The 18,648-nt window shown below is 40.0% G+C and carries 13 protein-coding genes; all 13 read right to left on the bottom strand.

Features of this window, described 5'->3' with window-relative positions; genetic code table 11:
- Positions 1 to 2 precede the first annotated feature (2 nt).
- A complete protein-coding gene (locus ACM5BR_RS13380) occupies positions 3 to 461 on the bottom strand; it encodes an NUDIX hydrolase (protein ID WP_416828457.1) in 459 nt (152 codons plus the stop codon).
- A 220-nt stretch (positions 462 to 681) separates the two neighbouring features.
- Positions 682 to 1,632 carry a thioredoxin-disulfide reductase gene (trxB, locus tag ACM5BR_RS13375; RefSeq protein ID WP_416828456.1) on the bottom strand — a complete coding sequence of 317 codons (951 nt, stop codon included), beginning with the start codon at positions 1,630 to 1,632 and terminating at the stop codon, positions 682 to 684.
- Positions 1,633 to 1,739: 107 nt separating this feature from the next.
- The gene (locus ACM5BR_RS13370) at positions 1,740 to 3,242 is read right to left on the bottom strand and encodes a tetratricopeptide repeat protein (RefSeq protein ID WP_416828455.1); all 1,503 of its coding nucleotides are present in this window, start codon (positions 3,240 to 3,242) and stop codon (positions 1,740 to 1,742) included.
- Between the two features lie 112 nt (positions 3,243 to 3,354).
- Positions 3,355 to 3,879 carry an acyltransferase gene (locus tag ACM5BR_RS13365; protein ID WP_416828454.1) on the bottom strand — a complete coding sequence of 175 codons (525 nt, stop codon included), beginning with the start codon at positions 3,877 to 3,879 and terminating at the stop codon, positions 3,355 to 3,357.
- A 107-nt stretch (positions 3,880 to 3,986) separates the two neighbouring features.
- On the bottom strand, positions 3,987 to 4,799 hold the full coding sequence (gene lgt, locus ACM5BR_RS13360) for a prolipoprotein diacylglyceryl transferase (RefSeq protein WP_416828453.1): 813 nt from the start codon (positions 4,797 to 4,799) through the stop codon (positions 3,987 to 3,989).
- 27 nt (positions 4,800 to 4,826) lie between these two features.
- Positions 4,827 to 5,750, bottom strand: a complete 924-nt coding sequence (gene hprK / locus ACM5BR_RS13355; protein ID WP_416828452.1) for an HPr(Ser) kinase/phosphatase — start codon at positions 5,748 to 5,750, stop codon at positions 4,827 to 4,829.
- Positions 5,751 to 5,951: 201 nt separating this feature from the next.
- Positions 5,952 to 6,332 carry a phage holin family protein gene (locus tag ACM5BR_RS13350; protein WP_416828451.1) on the bottom strand — a complete coding sequence of 127 codons (381 nt, stop codon included), beginning with the start codon at positions 6,330 to 6,332 and terminating at the stop codon, positions 5,952 to 5,954.
- A gap of 251 nt (positions 6,333 to 6,583) precedes the next feature.
- Positions 6,584 to 9,451: an excinuclease ABC subunit UvrA gene (gene uvrA / locus ACM5BR_RS13345; RefSeq protein WP_416828450.1), complete on the bottom strand. Its 2,868-nt coding sequence runs from the start codon at positions 9,449 to 9,451 to the stop codon at positions 6,584 to 6,586.
- A gap of 6 nt (positions 9,452 to 9,457) precedes the next feature.
- Complete coding sequence (uvrB, locus tag ACM5BR_RS13340; protein WP_416828449.1) at positions 9,458 to 11,434, bottom strand: excinuclease ABC subunit UvrB; 1,977 nt, start codon at positions 11,432 to 11,434, stop codon at positions 9,458 to 9,460.
- Positions 11,435 to 11,624: 190 nt separating this feature from the next.
- Positions 11,625 to 13,778, bottom strand: a complete 2,154-nt coding sequence (locus tag ACM5BR_RS13335; RefSeq protein WP_416828448.1) for a GW domain-containing glycosaminoglycan-binding protein — start codon at positions 13,776 to 13,778, stop codon at positions 11,625 to 11,627.
- A 343-nt stretch (positions 13,779 to 14,121) separates the two neighbouring features.
- Positions 14,122 to 16,230 carry a GW domain-containing glycosaminoglycan-binding protein gene (locus ACM5BR_RS13330; RefSeq protein ID WP_416828447.1) on the bottom strand — a complete coding sequence of 703 codons (2,109 nt, stop codon included), beginning with the start codon at positions 16,228 to 16,230 and terminating at the stop codon, positions 14,122 to 14,124.
- 220 nt (positions 16,231 to 16,450) lie between these two features.
- A complete protein-coding gene (locus ACM5BR_RS13325; protein WP_416828446.1) occupies positions 16,451 to 17,737 on the bottom strand; it encodes an aspartate aminotransferase type Ic in 1,287 nt (428 codons plus the stop codon).
- 142 nt (positions 17,738 to 17,879) lie between these two features.
- The gene (locus tag ACM5BR_RS13320) at positions 17,880 to 18,569 is read right to left on the bottom strand and encodes a class I SAM-dependent methyltransferase (protein WP_416828445.1); all 690 of its coding nucleotides are present in this window, start codon (positions 18,567 to 18,569) and stop codon (positions 17,880 to 17,882) included.
- Between the last annotated feature and the right edge of the window lie 79 nt (positions 18,570 to 18,648).

Below are 18,648 nucleotides of genomic sequence, written 5' to 3'. Positions count from 1 at the left end.
CTTTAGCTCGGATCCAGGCGATATGAAATCAACTCAAAATCCGGTGTATATACAAACGTTCCATATAAAATTCCGTTACCATGCAACACATAATCTATAATACGACGATCTCCTGCTGCCATAGGTAACGAGGCAATCGCTTCCGTAGAATGCCATTCTAACGTACCTTCATCACATATATGGTTGTTGTTTCCGATATGCTCTGCAGCAAGAAAGGAAAACATCATCCACTCAGATACCGTTTGATTGTTTTCCTGAATGACGAAAGTAAATACACCTTTAAGAGTAGGATTTTTTATCTCTATCGCAGTTTCTTCTTGAAACTCGCGTACAACTGCTTCACGGATATGTTCTCCACTTTCCATCTTTCCACCGGGAGCCACCCACCAGCCACGACGCGGCTTTTGCAATAAAAGAACCCTATTATCCTTCACTAAAATACAGTTTGTAATTCTTTGCATAGATTTTCACCTCAACTAAAACGAGCAAGTCTACTTTCGTGATTATCTTCCCCTTATTATACTATCAAAAGTAGTTTGTCACAATGAAGGCGATGTTGTGGCATTGTAAAAAATACGACTCATTACTTTACATAAAAAGGCATAGGATATACACCTATGCCTTTTTTGCTGTATTTGATTTTAGTAGTTCAGCTTCCTATTACGGTAGGAAAATTACATCTTATTTAACAGCTTTTAATTCTTCTACTAGTTCTTCCACATAATGCTGGGCTGCTTGTGCAGCAATGCTGCCGTCACCCGTAGCAGTTACAACTTGACGAAGTGTTTTTTCACGAACGTCTCCTGCTGCAAAGATTCCCGGAATCTTCGTTTCCATTTGATCGTTCGTTACGATATAGCCCACTTCATTGGTAATTTGTAAGCTTTCAAATGGCTTAGTAAGAGGAAGCATCCCTACATAAATAAATGCACCGTCAGCATTAAATTCTTGCTCTTCCCCTGTATTCACATCAACTAATGTTAAGCTGCCTACTTTACCGTCTTTTTCATTGATTTGCTTTACTGTGTGATTCCAAATAAACGAAATTTTTTCATTTTCAAAGGCGCGGTCTTGTAGAATTTTTTGCGCACGAAGTTTATCACGGCGATGAACAATCGTAACCTTCTTCGCAAATCGAGTTAAATACACGCCTTCTTCAACCGCTGAGTCTCCGCCGCCGACAACAACAAGTTCTTTTTCTTTAAAGAACGCTCCGTCACATACCGCACAATAAGAAACACCGCGTCCGCCTAGTTCTTTCTCACCAGGAACGCCAATCTTTCTATATTCAGCACCGCTGGCAATAATGATGGCACGCGCTTTATATTCTTTCTTACCGGCAACAATCGTTTTGTATTCTTTCCCGTCAATTACTTCCTTAACATCACCATACGCATATTCAGCACCAAAGAACTTAGCGTGGTCAAACATTTTTGTAGATAAATCAGGTCCTAGAATGCTTTCATAACCTGGATAATTTTCAATTGCTTCGGTATTTGCCATTTGGCCGCCTGGAATACCTCGTTCAATCATTAATGTACTCATATTCGCACGAGACGTATAAATGGCTGCTGTCATTCCTGCTGGTCCCGCTCCAATAATCGCTACGTCATAAATTTTTTCTTCTGACACCCTTCTCACTCCTTTTCTAACATGGCTCTCCTTCAAAATATACATTCATTATACTGACAGAACCTGCTTTTTTCTATTAATTTGCCTAGTAAGAACGTACGGGCATTCTATTTTTGATTGATGATTTTTACGTACTTTCGTATCGTCGAGATGCTTACATTATAAATATGCCCAAGCTCTGCTTGCGTCATGTTTTGTTTTTGACGGATACGAATGATATATTCAATCGCCGCTGACCATCCAAATATATTTGCAAACGAAACATTCGTTTCGAACATAGCTGAAAACGTCCGAAACCAGAACTGTAAGCATTCTTCAATAAGTGTGTCATCTTTTTTCGAATATTCGTATAGAACATCTGCAATTTGCGCACATTTTTCATAGACTCGTAGATCACGAGGAATGCTTTTTTTACTATTTACAATAAAGAAATAGCGTGCCCATTCGGTAACAACGGATTTTTCTGCTGCTTGCATCACTTCGAAGAATACTTGTTCATTCTCACTCGTTTTTAATTCATTCATTAAATAAAGAGCTAGCATTTTTTCTTCCGTACATTTCGCACTTTCAAGAGAATGCTTCAGTTGAGCCAGAAGAACATTTTGATTGCCGTCGGCTAAATCAATAGAGTTCCATGGCTCCTTCCCTTTCTTATCGGGATACATCTCTACAACATAGTGCCACGTTTTTTCAGCCACGCTCTTGTCATTACACATATAAGCTGAATAAGCAAGCCAATAATAGAAGCTAAATTCTCCTTCATATCCTTGTCTTTTCAAATGCTTTAACCATCGATAGGCAGATTCAAACTTTCCAATCGTTGCAAGTGTTGTACCAAGCTTAAATCGATGCTCGATTAGAATTGGGTATACATTCTCGAGTCGCTTGGCTAGCAGTTCCACTTGCGTTTCCTCTCCGATACTGTATAAGAAAATCAACGCATTACAAAGCGCATGTATATTTCCTGGGTTTTTCTCAAGAACCATTTCTACAATACGCATAGCTTCTCCAATTTCACCTAGCTGAAAACGAGCAATTGCTAAATTATTATAGGCTGCCCAAAAATCAGGATACTCTTCCAGCATCGTTTCAAGCGTAGAAATCGCCTCATCCAGCTGACCATTTCGAATATAGCGATTTGCTTGGTCCTGCAGCAAAATGAGCTCGTCCTCATCCTCAAATTCAGCCTCATCCTCTTCCTCATCTGCTATTATATCTAGCAGATCGAGAATATCATCGGCAAATTCACCATCTTCTTCTTCATTTAAATAGCGTTCTGCATATTTCTTTGCCTGATGAAACAAACCAAGGTAGGCATAGTTATTGGCTAGAAAGTAATAACATTCCGTCATAGAAGAATCTATACGAATTACTTGATTTAAAAATTGATTAGATTCATGATATTGCCCAGCTTCCGATAAAGCTGAAGCCAGCTGGCATAAAATCATCGGCTTTTTCTCTGTATGTGCAGCACGCTTTAAATACTTAATCGCTTCCTGTAAATTATGTTGCCGATACGCTTTCATTCCTTTTTCATACAAAAATTGGGCAGATTGTTGCAACACAATAACTTGTCCCTTCTCTTCTTCCATTCTTTGTTTTTTCCCCATAAATCCTCCATCTACTTATATCCGATATATTCTAGTTTAAGTATAAACGATTGTATAAGAAACAAAACACTATATTTTATGTAAAATTATGTGTAAAGATACCTGATTTTTTTTAAGAAAGTGTTTGTTCTTTGTTTATTCTTTTCCTCATCTCATCCTTCGTATAAATCACTTGCATCGGATTTCCGCCAACAAAGTAGCCAGCTGGAACATCCTTGTGAACGAGCGTACCGGCGGAAACGATTGCGCCATCTCCAATTTTCACACCGGGCAGAATGGTACAATTTGCACCAATCATCACTTCATCACCAATGACAATATCACCGAGACGATACTCCGTAATTAAATATTCATGAGCAAGAAGAGTTGTATTGTAGCCAATCACCGTATTGCGTCCCACTTTAATTTTTTCTGGAAACATAATATCGAGCATCACCATTAGTGCAAAGGACGTTTGTTTTCCTACCTGCATCCGTAAAAATGTACGATACATCCAGTTTTTCATATTTAAAAACGGCGTATATCGTGCCAACTGTATAATAATAAAGTTTTTCATTACCTTCCAAAACGGTACGGTTTTAAACACATGCCAAAGTGAATTTGCTCCTGTAACAGGATAGCGCGTCGTACGTCTCACATCGCTTCTCTCCTTTACATTTACTTACCCGTAAAGATGGATAAACTCCCTCTTTGAAAGGGAGTTGTTTTTATTACATATATTCAAAAAGCAAAGCCTGCTAAGGTTTACTCTTCTAAATACCGCTTGTTTGCATAGCCCATTTTCCGACGAACGAATACGAAAAGAATGGATAGAACTACGAGTACAATCGATACAACCTGCGCTACGCGAAGAGGTCCTAGCATTAAGCTATCCGTTCGAAGTCCTTCCACATAAAAGCGACCGATTGAATACCAAGTCAAATAGGTGAAGAACAACTCGCCATAGCGAAGATTCGCTTTTCTAAGTAGCAATAGCAAAATAACGCCAGCAAAATCCCAAAGTGATTCATATAAAAAAGTAGGCTGATAGTATACACCATCAATGTACATTTGATTAATAATAAAATTAGGCAAGTGTAAGCTTTCTAAAAAGGCACGCGATACAGGTCCGCCATGTGCCTCCTGATTCATAAAGTTTCCCCAACGGCCAATTGCTTGTCCTAGCAAAATGCTTGGAGCAGCAATATCCGCTAGTTTCCAGAATGATAAATGACGAACACGGGCAAAGATAATCCCTGTTAACACCCCGCCAATTAAACCGCCATGAATGGCCAATCCGCCCTGTCTAATATTAAAGATTTGAGAAGGGTTGCTGCCATAGTAGTCCCATTCAAAAATGACATAATACGCACGTGCGCAAATAATAGCAATAGGAATAGCAAATAGAACTAAATCAACAAAAGTGTCCTTCGGCAAACCTCTTCTGTCAGATTCTCGTATAGCAAGCCATAGACCGAGCATCATACCTGTACCAATGAGAACGCCATACCAATAAATAGGGAACGGCCCTAAATAAAAAAATACTCGACTTAAATAGGGCACACTTACAGGATCCATCTTCTCAACTCCTCGTCTTATCTGTTCTTACTCTCCCGAATCAATTGCATTCATTAATCTCTCTGAAAATTGCTGTGCTGCATTTACTCCCATACGTTTCAGACGGAAATTCATTGCCGCCACTTCTATAATAACAGCTAAGTTACGTCCAGGTCGTACAGGAAGCGTAATTTTCGTAATCTCTGTATCAATAATCTTCATTTTTTCTTCATCAAGCCCTAGGCGATCATAGTTTTTCTTTTGATCCCACAGTTCAAGATGAATAGCAAGGGAAATACGCTTATGATTTCGAACGGCACCAGCTCCAAATAATGTCATCACATTAATGATGCCAAGACCGCGAATTTCAAGAAGATGCTCAATGAGTTCCGGTGAACTTCCAACTAGCGTATCCTCATCCTCTTGTCTGATTTCTACGCTGTCATCCGCAACAAGGCGATGCCCACGCTTTACAAGCTCAAGGGCCGTTTCACTTTTCCCTACGCCGCTTGATCCCATAATAAGGACACCCACGCCGTATATATCGACAAGTACACCGTGAATGGCAGTTGTCGGTGCTAGCTTACCTTCTAGATAGTTCGTTAATCGACTGGCTAAGCGCGTCGTTTTTTGCGTTGAACATAAGAGAGGAACATTTGACTGCTGCGAAGCAAGAAGCAGCTCTGGTGGAACCTCTTGTCCTCTTGTTACAATAATACACGGAGTCTCATCCGTACATAATGCTTCCATCCGTTCCTTCTTTTGTTCCACCGTTAATGTATTAAAAAACGTAATTTCCGTTTTACCTAGCAATTGGACACGGTCAGCAGGATAATATGTAAAAAAACCCGCCATCTCAATACCTGGTCTTGACAAATCACTCGTTTGAATTGGACGATGAATCCCCTTCTCACCACTTACAAGATCAAGACGAAAATACTCAATTAAATCCTTCGTGCGAACCTTTGGCATGCTGAACCTCCATGTATGTAAGTATAAGTATGTTAGTTAAATCGCTGACAGCGTTATTGTATCATTTTTTCAAAAGAAAAGCTTCCATATCTGGCAAGGTGAAAACGGAAGCATTTTGTTATGGCAGCAAGGGTAACACCTATCAGTTGAAGGCAGAAAGAAGAAGCCTGTTTTTAATAAAAGCAGGCTTCTTGCGTAAGATTATTTTCGATTTTTCTTTGCAAAAGGACTTACTACTGTACTATCAATTAACATATTTAATACCGCAATGAAAATCGCTGCTACAATCGCTGTTCCAAACCCTTGTATATGAAAAGCGTTACCAAGCAAGGCTTCTACAATTTTCAGTGTAAATGCATTGATTACGATTAAAAAGAAACCAAATGTAAATAGCGTAATCGGCAACGTAATTAAAACCAAAAATGGCTTTACAAACACATTTAAAATAGACAAAATAATGCTTGCCACTATTGCGGTCGGAATATTTGCTATATAGAACGCGTTCGGAGCTATGATTTTTAACAGCCCAGAAACCACGATTAATACAAGACTATTCATCAAAATGGAAATGATCCATTTCATCTTAGCACATCCTTTTCAGCCAAATGCTTACACTATTCCATAATACGATATCTAGATGGAAAACACCAAAAAAATTCGATATTGGGATCATGTTCGAGTGGGTGTACCAGACAGATATTTGGCGATTCTAGATGTTCATGGCGTGGTGCAAGTCTTATGATAATGTATGTGAACTTCGATAAGTGATTCATAAAATAGGAATAAATTCCGCCTTAACAAAGCCCGCAGAGCTTCAGCGCTGCGGGCTTTGTTTACATCATTTCGACTTGTTCTATTTTTTTCTGCATACGGGCGGTATCTCGCTGTATAATATGCTTTAAGTATTTGGCGGTGTATGAGCCTGTTACCTTCATGACTTGCTCTGGTGTTCCAGTTGCGATGATGCTTCCGCCTTTGTCACCGCCTTCTGGGCCGAGGTCGATAATGTAATCAGCAGTTTTAATGACATCTAGGTTATGCTCAATAACAAGGACGGTATCTCCATTTTCCACAAGGCGCTGCAATACGACTAGTAGACGGGCAATATCATCCACATGTAATCCTGTGGTAGGCTCATCCAGAATATAAAGCGTACGTCCGTTTGAACGACGATGCAATTCAGAAGCTAGCTTTACACGCTGCGCTTCTCCGCCGGATAAGGTCGTTGCTGGCTGACCCAGCTTCATATAGCCGAGTCCAACATCTGCTAATGTTTGCAGCTTACGTTTTATTTTCGGAATGTTTTCGAAAAATTCCAATCCGTCCTCAATCGTCATTTCGAGAACGTCTGAGATGCTTTTATCCTTATATTTCACTTCTAACGTTTCACGGTTATATCGTTTTCCATGGCAAACCTCACACGGAACGTATACATCCGGAAGGAAATGCATTTCAATTTTAATAATGCCATCGCCGCGACATGCTTCGCAGCGCCCGCCTTTTACATTAAAGCTAAAGCGTCCCTTTTGATAACCGCGCATCTTTGCCTCATTCGTATGAGCAAACACATCACGAATATCATCGAACACACCGGTATACGTAGCAGGATTACTACGAGGGGTTCTGCCAATTGGCGATTGATCAATATCAATTACTTTATCAAGCAATTCTACCCCTTTGATATCTTTATGTACACCTGGCTTTGATTTGGCATTATATAGTTTTTGCGCAAGCGTCTTATACAAAATTTCATTAATAAGTGTACTTTTTCCGGATCCGGAAACACCGGTTACAGCAACAAAAGTGCCGAGCGGAAACGATACTTTTATATTGCGTAGATTATTTTCCTTTGCTCCGACAATTTCGATTTTACGGCCATCACCTTTTCTTCGCTCCTGCGGGATCGGGATAAATTTACGTCCTGCTAAATAATCACCCGTTAGCGATTTCGTATCGTTCATCACTTCTTCCGGTGTGCCAGCAGAAATAACTTGTCCGCCATGTATGCCGGCACCTGGACCAATATCGATTAAATAATCGGCTGCTAGCATCGTATCTTCATCATGCTCCACGACAATAAGGGTATTACCTAAATCTCGCATACTTTGCAGTGTAGCAATCAAACGGTCATTATCACGTTGATGCAAACCTATAGACGGCTCATCTAAAATATAAAGCACACCAGTAAGTCGTGAACCAATTTGTGTGGCGAGCCGGATACGCTGCGCCTCTCCTCCAGATAAAGTACCGGCAGAACGATTCAGCGTTAAATAATCAAGTCCTACATTAATTAAAAAGCTAAGCCGTTCTTTAATTTCACGAAGAACCAAACGGGCAATTTGTTGCTGCTTTTCTGTCAATGTAATCGTATCAAAAAATTCATAAGCCTCTTTCACTGACAGCTTCGCAATGTCGGCAATATTAGACTCGCCCACATACACAGCCAATGCCTCTGGCTTTAGGCGAGCGCCTTTACATTTTGGACAAGGCTGCTGCGCCATATATTTTTCCATTTGCTCTCGGATATAATCGGAACTTGTTTCGCGATAACGTCGTTCAATATTTATTACGACACCTTCAAACAAAATATTGCTTTCCTTTATTTGCCCGAAGTCATTCACATAACGAAAATAAATCTTTTCCTCGCCGCTTCCATATAAAATTTTATCCATTTGAGATTTTGGAATATCTTTAACCGGTATGTCCATATTAATACCATAATGATCACAAACCGCTTGCAACATCTGTGGATAATATTGGGAGCTCGTTGGTTCCCATGGGACAATCGCATGGTTTTGCAGCGTTACATCCCAATTCGGAATGACTAAATCAATATCAACCTCTAGCTTTGATCCAAGCCCATCGCATGCAGGACACGCACCAAAAGGACTATTGAAGGAAAACATGCGCGGTTCTAGCTCGCCAATCGAAAATCCGCAATGAGGACAAGCATGATGCTCGCTAAATAACAGTTCCGTTTCGCCAATGACATCGATCAGAACGCGCCCTTCTCCTAGCTTCAGCGCAGATTCCAAGGAATCTGCAAGCCGGGTTGCAACGCCGTCTTTTACAACAATTCGGTCAATAATGACTTCAATCGTATGTTTTTTATTTTTATCAAGGACAATATCGTCAGACAAGTCACGAAGCTCACCATCAGCACGAACACGAACATATCCTTGCTTTTTAATATCCTCTAATACCTTCACATGGGTTCCCTTACGTCCTGACACAATCGGTGCAAGAACTTGAAGCTTCGTACGCTCTGGAAATTCTAAAATTCGGTCCACCATCTGTTCAATCGTTTGTGATGTGATTTCAATTCCATGATTCGGACAAATTGGCGTACCTATTCTCGCATACAAAAGACGTAAATAATCGGAAATTTCCGTTACAGTTCCGACCGTTGAACGCGGATTCCGGCTCGTTGTCTTCTGATCGATAGAAATAGCAGGAGAAAGCCCCTCAATCGCATCCACGTCCGGCTTATCCATTTGTCCTAAAAATTGACGCGCATATGCCGATAGCGATTCGACATAACGGCGCTGTCCTTCTGCATAAATCGTATCGAAGGCAAGTGAAGACTTACCTGATCCTGAAAGCCCGGTTACAACAACAAGCTCATTTCTTGGTATCGTTACATCTATATTTTTTAAGTTGTGTGCCCTTGCACCCTTCACAACAATTTGATTGTTAGCCACGTTATCCTATCCTTCCGCTTTAAGCTCTAGCATGAGATCGCGAAGCTCAGCCGCACGCTCGAAGTCGAGTGCTCGCGCCGCTTCCTTCATTTCCATTTCAAGTCTTGCAATGACATTTGCCCGCTCCGTTTTGCTCATCTTCTTCTTAGGCGCTGCATCATAGCCTGCTTCTTCTTCGGCAGCCGTAGTTGCACGAATGACATCGCGAATTTCCTTTTTAATCGTTTTCGGAGTAATACCATGCTTCTTATTAAAGGCATCTTGGACTTCACGGCGTCGCTTCGTTTCGTTAATGGCAACCTCCATAGAGGATGTTACCCTATCTGCATACATAATGACATTTCCGTGTTCATTACGTGCTGCACGCCCAATTGTTTGAATTAAAGACCGCTCTGAACGAAGGAAGCCTTCTTTATCTGCATCTAAAATAGCAACGAGCGAAACTTCAGGAATGTCCAGCCCTTCCCTTAGAAGGTTAATTCCGACTAACACATCATACTTTCCAAGCCGAAGGTCACGTATAATTTCAATCCGTTCTAATGTTTTTACTTCTGAATGAAGATAGTTTACTTTAATGCCGACATCCTTTAAAAAGTCGGTCAAATCCTCTGACATTTTTTTCGTTAAGGTTGTAACCAACACGCGCTCCTGCTTTTCTATACGGTCTTGAATTTCACCAAGCAGATCATCAATTTGCCCCTCGATTGGACGAATCGTAATCGTAGGATCGAGCAATCCAGTCGGACGAATAATTTGCTGTACCACTTCAGGTGCATGCTCAAGCTCATATGGTCCCGGCGTTGCGGATACGTAAATAGCCTGCTTCACTGTTTTCTCAAACTCCTGAAACATTAATGGACGATTATCGAGTGCAGATGGCAAACGAAAACCATGATCGACTAGCACCTGCTTACGCGCTTGGTCACCGTTATACATCGCCCGCAATTGCGGTAGCATAACATGCGACTCATCAATAACCACGAGAAAGTCATCAGGAAAATAATCTAGCAACGTATACGGTGTAGAACCTGCAGGCCGAAGCGTCAAATGGCGTGAATAGTTTTCAATCCCTGAACAGAACCCCATCTCCCGCATCATTTCTAAGTCATAACGTGTCCGCTGCTCAAGCCGCTGCGCTTCTAGGAGCTTATCATTCTCACGTAATTCCTTTAACCGTTCTTCTAGTTCTTTCTCAATATTTTGGATAGCCACACGCAGTTTCTCTTCACGAGTTACGAAGTGAGATGCCGGAAAGATTGCAACATGTTCTCTTTCTGCAAGCACTTCTCCTGTTAAAGCATCCACTTCTCGAATGCGGTCAATTTCATCTCCAAAAAATTCAATGCGAATACAATGCTCATCGCGAGACGCTGGAAATATTTCAACGACATCGCCGCGAACACGGAAAGTTCCGCGTTGGAAATCAATATCATTGCGAGCATACTGTACATCCACGAGCTGACGGAGCAGCTGGTCGCGACCTTTTTCCATCCCAACACGAAGTGAAACGACAAGTTCGCTATATTCTTCTGGTGAACCGAGACCGTATATGCACGACACACTAGCAACTACAATTACGTCTCGTCGTTCAAATAAGGAAGACGTCGCCGAGTGACGCAGCTTATCAATTTCGTCATTCACCTTAGAGTCCTTTTCGATATAGGTATCCGTCTGCGGTACATACGCTTCTGGTTGATAGTAATCGTAATAGCTGACAAAATACTCAACTGCATTATTTGGAAAAAATCCTTTCAGCTCACTGTATAGCTGTCCTGCTAACGTCTTATTATGAGCGATAACAAGCGTTGGCTTGTTCACTTGTTTAATTACATTAGAAACCGTAAAGGTCTTCCCGGTTCCCGTCGCACCAAGCAATACTTGATGTCGCTTTCCTTCCTTTATACCTTTCACCAACTCTTCAATCGCCGTTGGCTGGTCCCCTTGTGGAGAGTACGGGGACACAACTTCAAATGTATTTTCCAAAACCGCTCAACCTCCCCAAACTACAAATCATATAGTTACATTTTACCACGGCGACAGAAAAAAATACTATTTATACGAACAAATATTCGTATTATTTTTTTGTTAAGTTGTTTCTAGAAATGTAGCTTCCTGAGAATGACAAAAACGAGGGTGTAGGAACCCTCGTTTCGAATTGGTAAGATTAAATGATTTACTTCTTTATCGGACCAAATGAGATGCTTAATCCCCATGAGTTCGTAGTCAATTTAATCGTACGTCCGTCTAATGTAAGTGTACGAGAAGAGTTGTCTTGCTGAATCATAGTAAAGAAGGTTTCTCCTTGTGTTGGTAAAATTGTGGATAATAACTCTTTTAATTTACCATTGAAGTCAGAATCAGATTTATATAATTCTAAGTGAATATCTGTGTCGCCCCCGCCAGTTGGATACAAACTCGCATAATCGTAATAACTAATTCCCTGTACGCCATATTTGTTATACACTAAAGCTCCACTTGGATCATTAAAGAATCCTAAACTATAAGCCTTATCTCTTATTGCTGGAGCTGTATAGGTAGCACCGTTTGTTGATCCGCCAGACTGTGTATGTAATACACGCTCATCCATCCAGCCAATGATCTCATTTGCAAATTCAAATTTGATCCAAGTTGTTGCTCCTTTTTTTGCACTTTGAATAACATGTACCGTTTGATTGCTGAAATAATTTGTTGGGGCATAATACTCAGCAGCATGCTCCCCGTAAGGAGCAGACCAAATCCCATCTCCATTTGGCGAGTATTGAACAACTGCATCATAGTTTTCATCTTTTATATTTTCTAAACCGTTGTATTCTTTCGATAATACACGAGAGTTTACCCAGCCAATCAGTCCATTCTTAAGCTGAATTTGGTTCCAAATTGTGTCTCCTATTTTAGCACTTTTTATCACTTGAACAGATTGGTAGTTGTATTCACTTACCCAAGCTAATATATCGTCACCTGGTTCACCTTCTGGAACTTTGTAAATCGCCTCCCAGCTTTCTACCGAACCTAAGACAGCTTGACGATTCTCATCTTTTACGTTATCTAATGTAGAAAATAAACGAGAATCTACCCAGCCGATATCTTGATTATTATTCCTAATATGATACCAAATCGTTTCTCCGCCTTTTATACTTTGGTCGATTTGTACAGTTTGATTCGCATAATTGTTCGTTGGTCCTAAGTATCTAGCTCCGTATTCCCCGTAAGGCAGGCTCCAAACCCCGTCTCCCTTTGCAGAATAGGTAACGATTCCGATACGCCCTTCATCTCTTAAATCTTTTAATTGTGATACAGCCTTGTCCCCATCAATCCAGCCTATAAAAGCTAACGAATCCTTATTTCGAATTTGATACCAATTAATATTTCCTCTTTTCACTGTACTTGTAACAGTAACTTGTTGCAAAGCAAGCTTCTGCGTGCTATCTATATATTGCGCACCCTTAATACCATAAGGCGCTGACCATATCCCATTATCGGGAGTGTTTCCTATCACAACGTCCATATATGTCCGAGTTACTCCGTTTGCATTCTCGAGTGCCTTTGCATCAATCCAGCCGATCTTCCCATTTACAAACACTTTATACCATGTAACCGATCCAGCCTTTGCACTTTCTAGTAATACAATATCACTATATGTATATTTACTCGTTACATCTATAAATTCGGCTCCTGGCACACCGTATGGCAATGTCCATATCCCATTACCTTGTGTTTCCCCCATAACAGCAGGCTGCTCATCTACGGTAGTAATTTCTGACAAATTACTTAAAGCACGGCTGTCTATCCAGCCGATGGCTTTGCCATCGACAGAAAACTGATCCCATACTACATTTTTATACGTCATTTGTTGCGAGAGTTGAACGTCTTTGCCTGTATAATTATTGGTAGAGTCAATATATTTTGCTCCCTCCATCCCATACGGCGCTGACCAAATGCCATTCCCGTTTGTTTTCGCCATAATTTGCTTCTGGGATACTTGAGAAACAGAAGGAATGTTTTCTTGTAAAACATTATGGTCTACCCAGCCGATATCTTTGCCATTGATTTGAATGAAATACCATGTCGTAGATCCATATGTTATTGAGGATGTAGCATGAACAATCGTTCCGGCATAAAGGGAAACATCACCTTTATAAACTGCATTTGCTTCTCCATATGGGCGTGTCCAAATCCCGTCTCCGCTTTTGTTTCCGATTAATGCATTGACACTGATTGTGATTGCTTGCGCCTGTGCTTGACCATTAGTTGCATGTATGTTTATTGCTGGAGCTGTATACATGCCAATCGTTACGACTGCTGCAGAAATTACTACCCATTTCTTCATGTTTTTCATCTTCTTTCTATTATAATTTAATTCAACCACTCTATTTCCTAAATAATAAAATAAATGTAAATTTATAGAATTTTATGTAGCAGTCTAAAAATATCATATGAAAAATGAGTAACTTGTCGAAATTTGTAAATAGTTATAAAATATTACATTCTTTTTACTTTTTAATATTTTAAAAAGAAGAAAACAGTCCTTCTTCTACAAAGGACTGTTTCTTGTTTACAATTTATAGTACTGAATCCCACCACATGTTCGTCTGAAAATAGACAAAAAAAGGTTGCCATTTTACAAAATAATAAAATGACAACCTTTTTTATGTTGTTTTAAACTTTAAGTTTTATTTCACAATCGGCCCAAACTTGATATCTACTTTCGAAAAGCCAGTAACGTTGACTTGAATCGTACGTCCATCAAGCTGAAGTGTTTGCGATTCTGGGTTATTTTTCAATGTATCATAGAATTGTTGACTGCCTGTTGGTAGAATCGTTGCACCTAAATCCTTTAGGATTGATAATACAGATGGATCTGGACTAACAGCCGTTAGTTGAATGTCTGTATCTCCTTTACCAATTGGCTTTAAGTACAATAAGTCATCAGAGGCATTTCCAGATTGACCGTTTTTATTGTATACAAGTACATTGCCGCGGTCAAAGAAGCCTAAGCTGTATGCTTTTTGTTTTACGGTGTCAGCTGTATACGTTACGGAACCAAATACACGAGCATCTACCCATCCGAATCCATTATTTGGTAATTTAATTTTATACCAAGTAGTCCCATCCTTCTTCGCTTGTTTTACGATTTGAACATATTTATTACGTAATGAATCAACAGAGCCTAAATATTTGGCATTATGCTCGCCGTATGGAGCGCTCCAAATCGCATCTCCATTCGATTGAGTTACAAGTCCTTGTTGGTCCTCATCCTTTATGTTGTCTAAGCCATTGTATTCGTTATCGAAGATACGTGCATCTATCCAGCCTGTTGTACCATCAGGAAGCTCAATTTTATTCCATGTCACGCCTGATTTTGTTGCGCTTTGAATGATATGCATTGTATCAAAACTGTAATTGTTAACTGGACCCATGTAGCGAGCGCCATCTTCTCCGTAAGGTAAGCTCCAAATGCCATCTCCATCATTTACAGAGCCAATGACACCATCACGATCTTCATCCTTAACGTTTTCTAATTTTTTAAAGACATGACCATCTACCCAGCCAATGACACGATCTCCAACTTTGATTTTCTTCCAAGTTGTAGATCCCTTCTGCACACTTTGTACTACTTGGACAGTTTGATTGTTAATTTTGTTTGTTGGGCCAACATATTTTGCCTCGTTTTCTCCGTAAGGAAGGCTCCAGATACCATCACCTGTAGAAGCAGTTGTAACAGTTTCTGTGCTGTTTTCATCCGTTACTTGTAAATCGGAAAGAGCATTTCCTGCATCGATAAAGCCAAGCGTTTGTCCATTTAATTGCACCTCATACCATGTTACGTCACCTTGCTTAACAGATTTCTTTACTTGAATATGCTGAAGGGCGTAATCAAGGGTACTTCCTACGTATTGTGCTCCATTTACTCCGAATGGAGCGGACCAAATGCCGTTTGCCTTACTTCCAATTACAGCATCCTTATTTTCTGCTGTCGTCTTTCCTGCTGTATCAATAGCCTTTGCATCAATCCAACCGATTGCCTTGCCATCTACCATTACTTTGTACCACTGCGTTGATCCATTCGTTGTCTTCGCTACGACTTGAAGATCACGAAATGCATATTTATTTGTATTATCTACATACTGTGCACCAGGAAGACCATACGGCATCGTCCAAATGGCATTTCCTTCCGTGTCATCCATAACAGCTGAGTCGTTCGATTCACTTATATCAGTTAATGAGCTTAGTGCATGGTTATCCACCCAGCCAATCACTTTGCCATCTATAGAAACCTTGCTCCATAGTACATTTTGATTCGTCATTTGTTTTACTATCTTTACATCTTTTCCAACATAATCGTTAGTAGATCCGATATATTTTGCTCCTTGAAGTCCATATGGGCTAGACCAAATGCCATTTCCGTTTGTTTGTACGACTACTTGATCCGCGTTTACATTCGAAACAGCAGGGATGTTAGTTTCTAGTGCCCGGCTGTCCACCCAGCCAATAAAATTCCCATCTACTTCAATGGCATACCATGTAACAGATCCATGCTGAATACTTGCTGTAATATGTACGATTGTTCCGGCATGAAGAGAAATATCTCCTTCATAGCTAGCTCCCTGTTCCCCATAAGGATGTGTCCAAATGCCATCACCTTGCACATTACCAATCAAAGCACTTTGATCCATTATGTTTAATTGACCATCTGTTGATGCAGCTGAAACAAAGCTTGCAGGGGTTGCAAACACACCCATCGTTAGAACTGCAGAACCAATTACCATAAATTTCTTCACATCTAACATCCTCTCTTATTCTCATTCTGATCGACACTTACCTATATACCTCATAGGAAAAATATTTTTTTAATTACTATTCAAAAATACCACATTTTAATTAAAAAAATATCGAAAATTTTATTAATTAAAAAAATGTTTACATTAACGTAAGGAGGAGCAAAAAACGGGACATACAAAAAAGCCCTACCTGCAAGCAGGTAGGGCTCCTCTTCTATTTTTATTTCTCAGCCAAAATCTTCTTCACACTTACAATTTGTACACATAAGCATAAGATTTCAATGGCTTTTTCTAGTTCACCTACAGGAGGTAGAGTTGGTGCAATACGGATATTGCGGTCTCTAGGGTCTTTTCCGTATGGGAACGTTGCGCCAGCTCCGGTTAAGGTAACACCCGCTTGCTTCGCTAAGCTTACAACTTCCTTCGCACAACCGTTCATTGTATTCAAGCTAATGAAATAGCCGCCATTTGGCTTATGCCAAGAGGCAATTCCTTTGTCACCAAGATCTCTTTCTAAAATAGTAAGTACCATATCAAATTTTGGTTTAATAATCGCAGCATGCTTTTTCATGTGATTTTGTAAATTGTCCATATCCTTAAAGAATTTCACATGACGAAGCTGATTGATTTTATCCGGACCAATCGTTTGGAACATATATTGTTTTTTAATAAAGGTTAAATTGTCTTCACTTGCGCCCATCATGGCAACCCCAGCACTTGGGAATGTTACTTTAGAAGTTGAGCCGAACAAAAAGACGCGGTCTGGATTTCCTGCTTCCTTACAAGCAGTAAGAATGTTTTTAAGCTGATCTGGTGTATCCGTTAAGTGATGAATGGTATAGGCGTTATCCCAGAAAATACGGAAATCGTTCGCCTTTGTTTTCATGTTAGCTAAACGATCTACCACTTCATCAGAATAAGTAATTCCATCTGGGTTGCTATATTTTGGCACACACCAAATTCCTTTAATCGATTCATCTTCAGCAACTAACTTTTCTACTACATCCATATTAGGACCGTCTTCAAGCATATCCACGACGATCATTTCAATATTGAAAAGCTCACATATCGCAAAGTGGCGATCATAGCCTGGACTTGGACATAAGAATTTCACAGTCGGAAGCTTGCCCCAAGGCTGCTCGCTGCCTAATACCCCAAAGAACATTGCTCTTGCAATTGTATCGTGCATCATAGTAAGGCTGGAACTACCGCCAATCATAATTTCATTTGTGCCTACTTCTAATACTTTTGAAAACAATTCCTTTGCTTCAGGAAGACCATCAAGACCCCCATAGTTACGAGCATCTGTTCCATCTTTGGCGATTAAATCTTCTTTCGTTTTTAAAATTTGCAGCATATCCATAGAAAGATTAAGTTGTTCAAGAGATGGCTTTCCTCTTGCCATATTTAAGGCTAATTTTTGACTTTTATATCCTTCATATTTTTCTTCTAAGGTTTGATAAAGTTCTTTCAATTCTGCTTCGCTTAAAGATTGTAAGTTACTCATATGAAAGTCACCCTTTAACATAAATTTTCTGTAGTGAGAATCCTACAGCATACTATTACTCATTATAATCTAACTTTGGCATCGATGAAACGTAACATTTGCGACTATTTCGACTATTAATGATTTTTTTGTTATTCTTATATTACTTTTTTACCCATTTCGCAACGATAAACCCGGCTCCTTCTTCTTGTTGAAGAATAGAGCGCTGCTTTTCAAGCACAGCTGCCTGCTCATATGTAACAAACTCGTCCCGTGTTACATATAACCCGAGTCTTATTTCAGAGGGAATATCCGTATATAGTTTTTCAATATCTTGCAACCGATAAAAACGAGCACCTGAGAACACACTTTCTTGTTTCTCTTTTCCTTGTTTTTCATACATAGCTGCCCACTCACTATGTTTCCCAATCATGCCAATTACAAGCCTAGCTCCTGGGCGTAACACCCTCATTGCTTCACTTATCACATCATGCGGATAGTTAACAAATTCCAGCACAATATTCGAAATGACAAGATCAAATGTATCATCTGCAAAAGGAAGATGCTGAATATCTCCTTCTAAAAAGGTAATAGGTCGATTATACTGATTTGCTTTCTCTTTTGCCTTATTCAGCATAGCAGTTGAAATATCAATTCCTGTAACTTCTGCACCTTGCTTTGAAAGCAAAAGAGAGTAGATTCCTGTACCGCAGCCGATATCAAGAACCTTTTCCCCTGGTTTTGGATTGGCTACTTCTAGCATGATCTTTTTTTCTGTTTCATCTACAAAGGAGCCAAGAGAAGTAGAGCACCAATCGTCATAAGTTTTAGCAGATTGATCGAATAAAGCCATAATGGTTTCACATCCCTTTACTTTTTCATGTTCAAGGCCAATCTCCCAAGAAAATGTTAAAGTAGGGGAACCCCCCTAC

The organism is Ectobacillus polymachus (assembly GCF_048159605.1).
GTDB classification, from domain to species: Bacteria; Bacillota; Bacilli; order Bacillales; family Bacillaceae_G; genus Ectobacillus; species Ectobacillus polymachus.
This window is presented reverse-complemented; position numbering and strand designations above follow the sequence as displayed.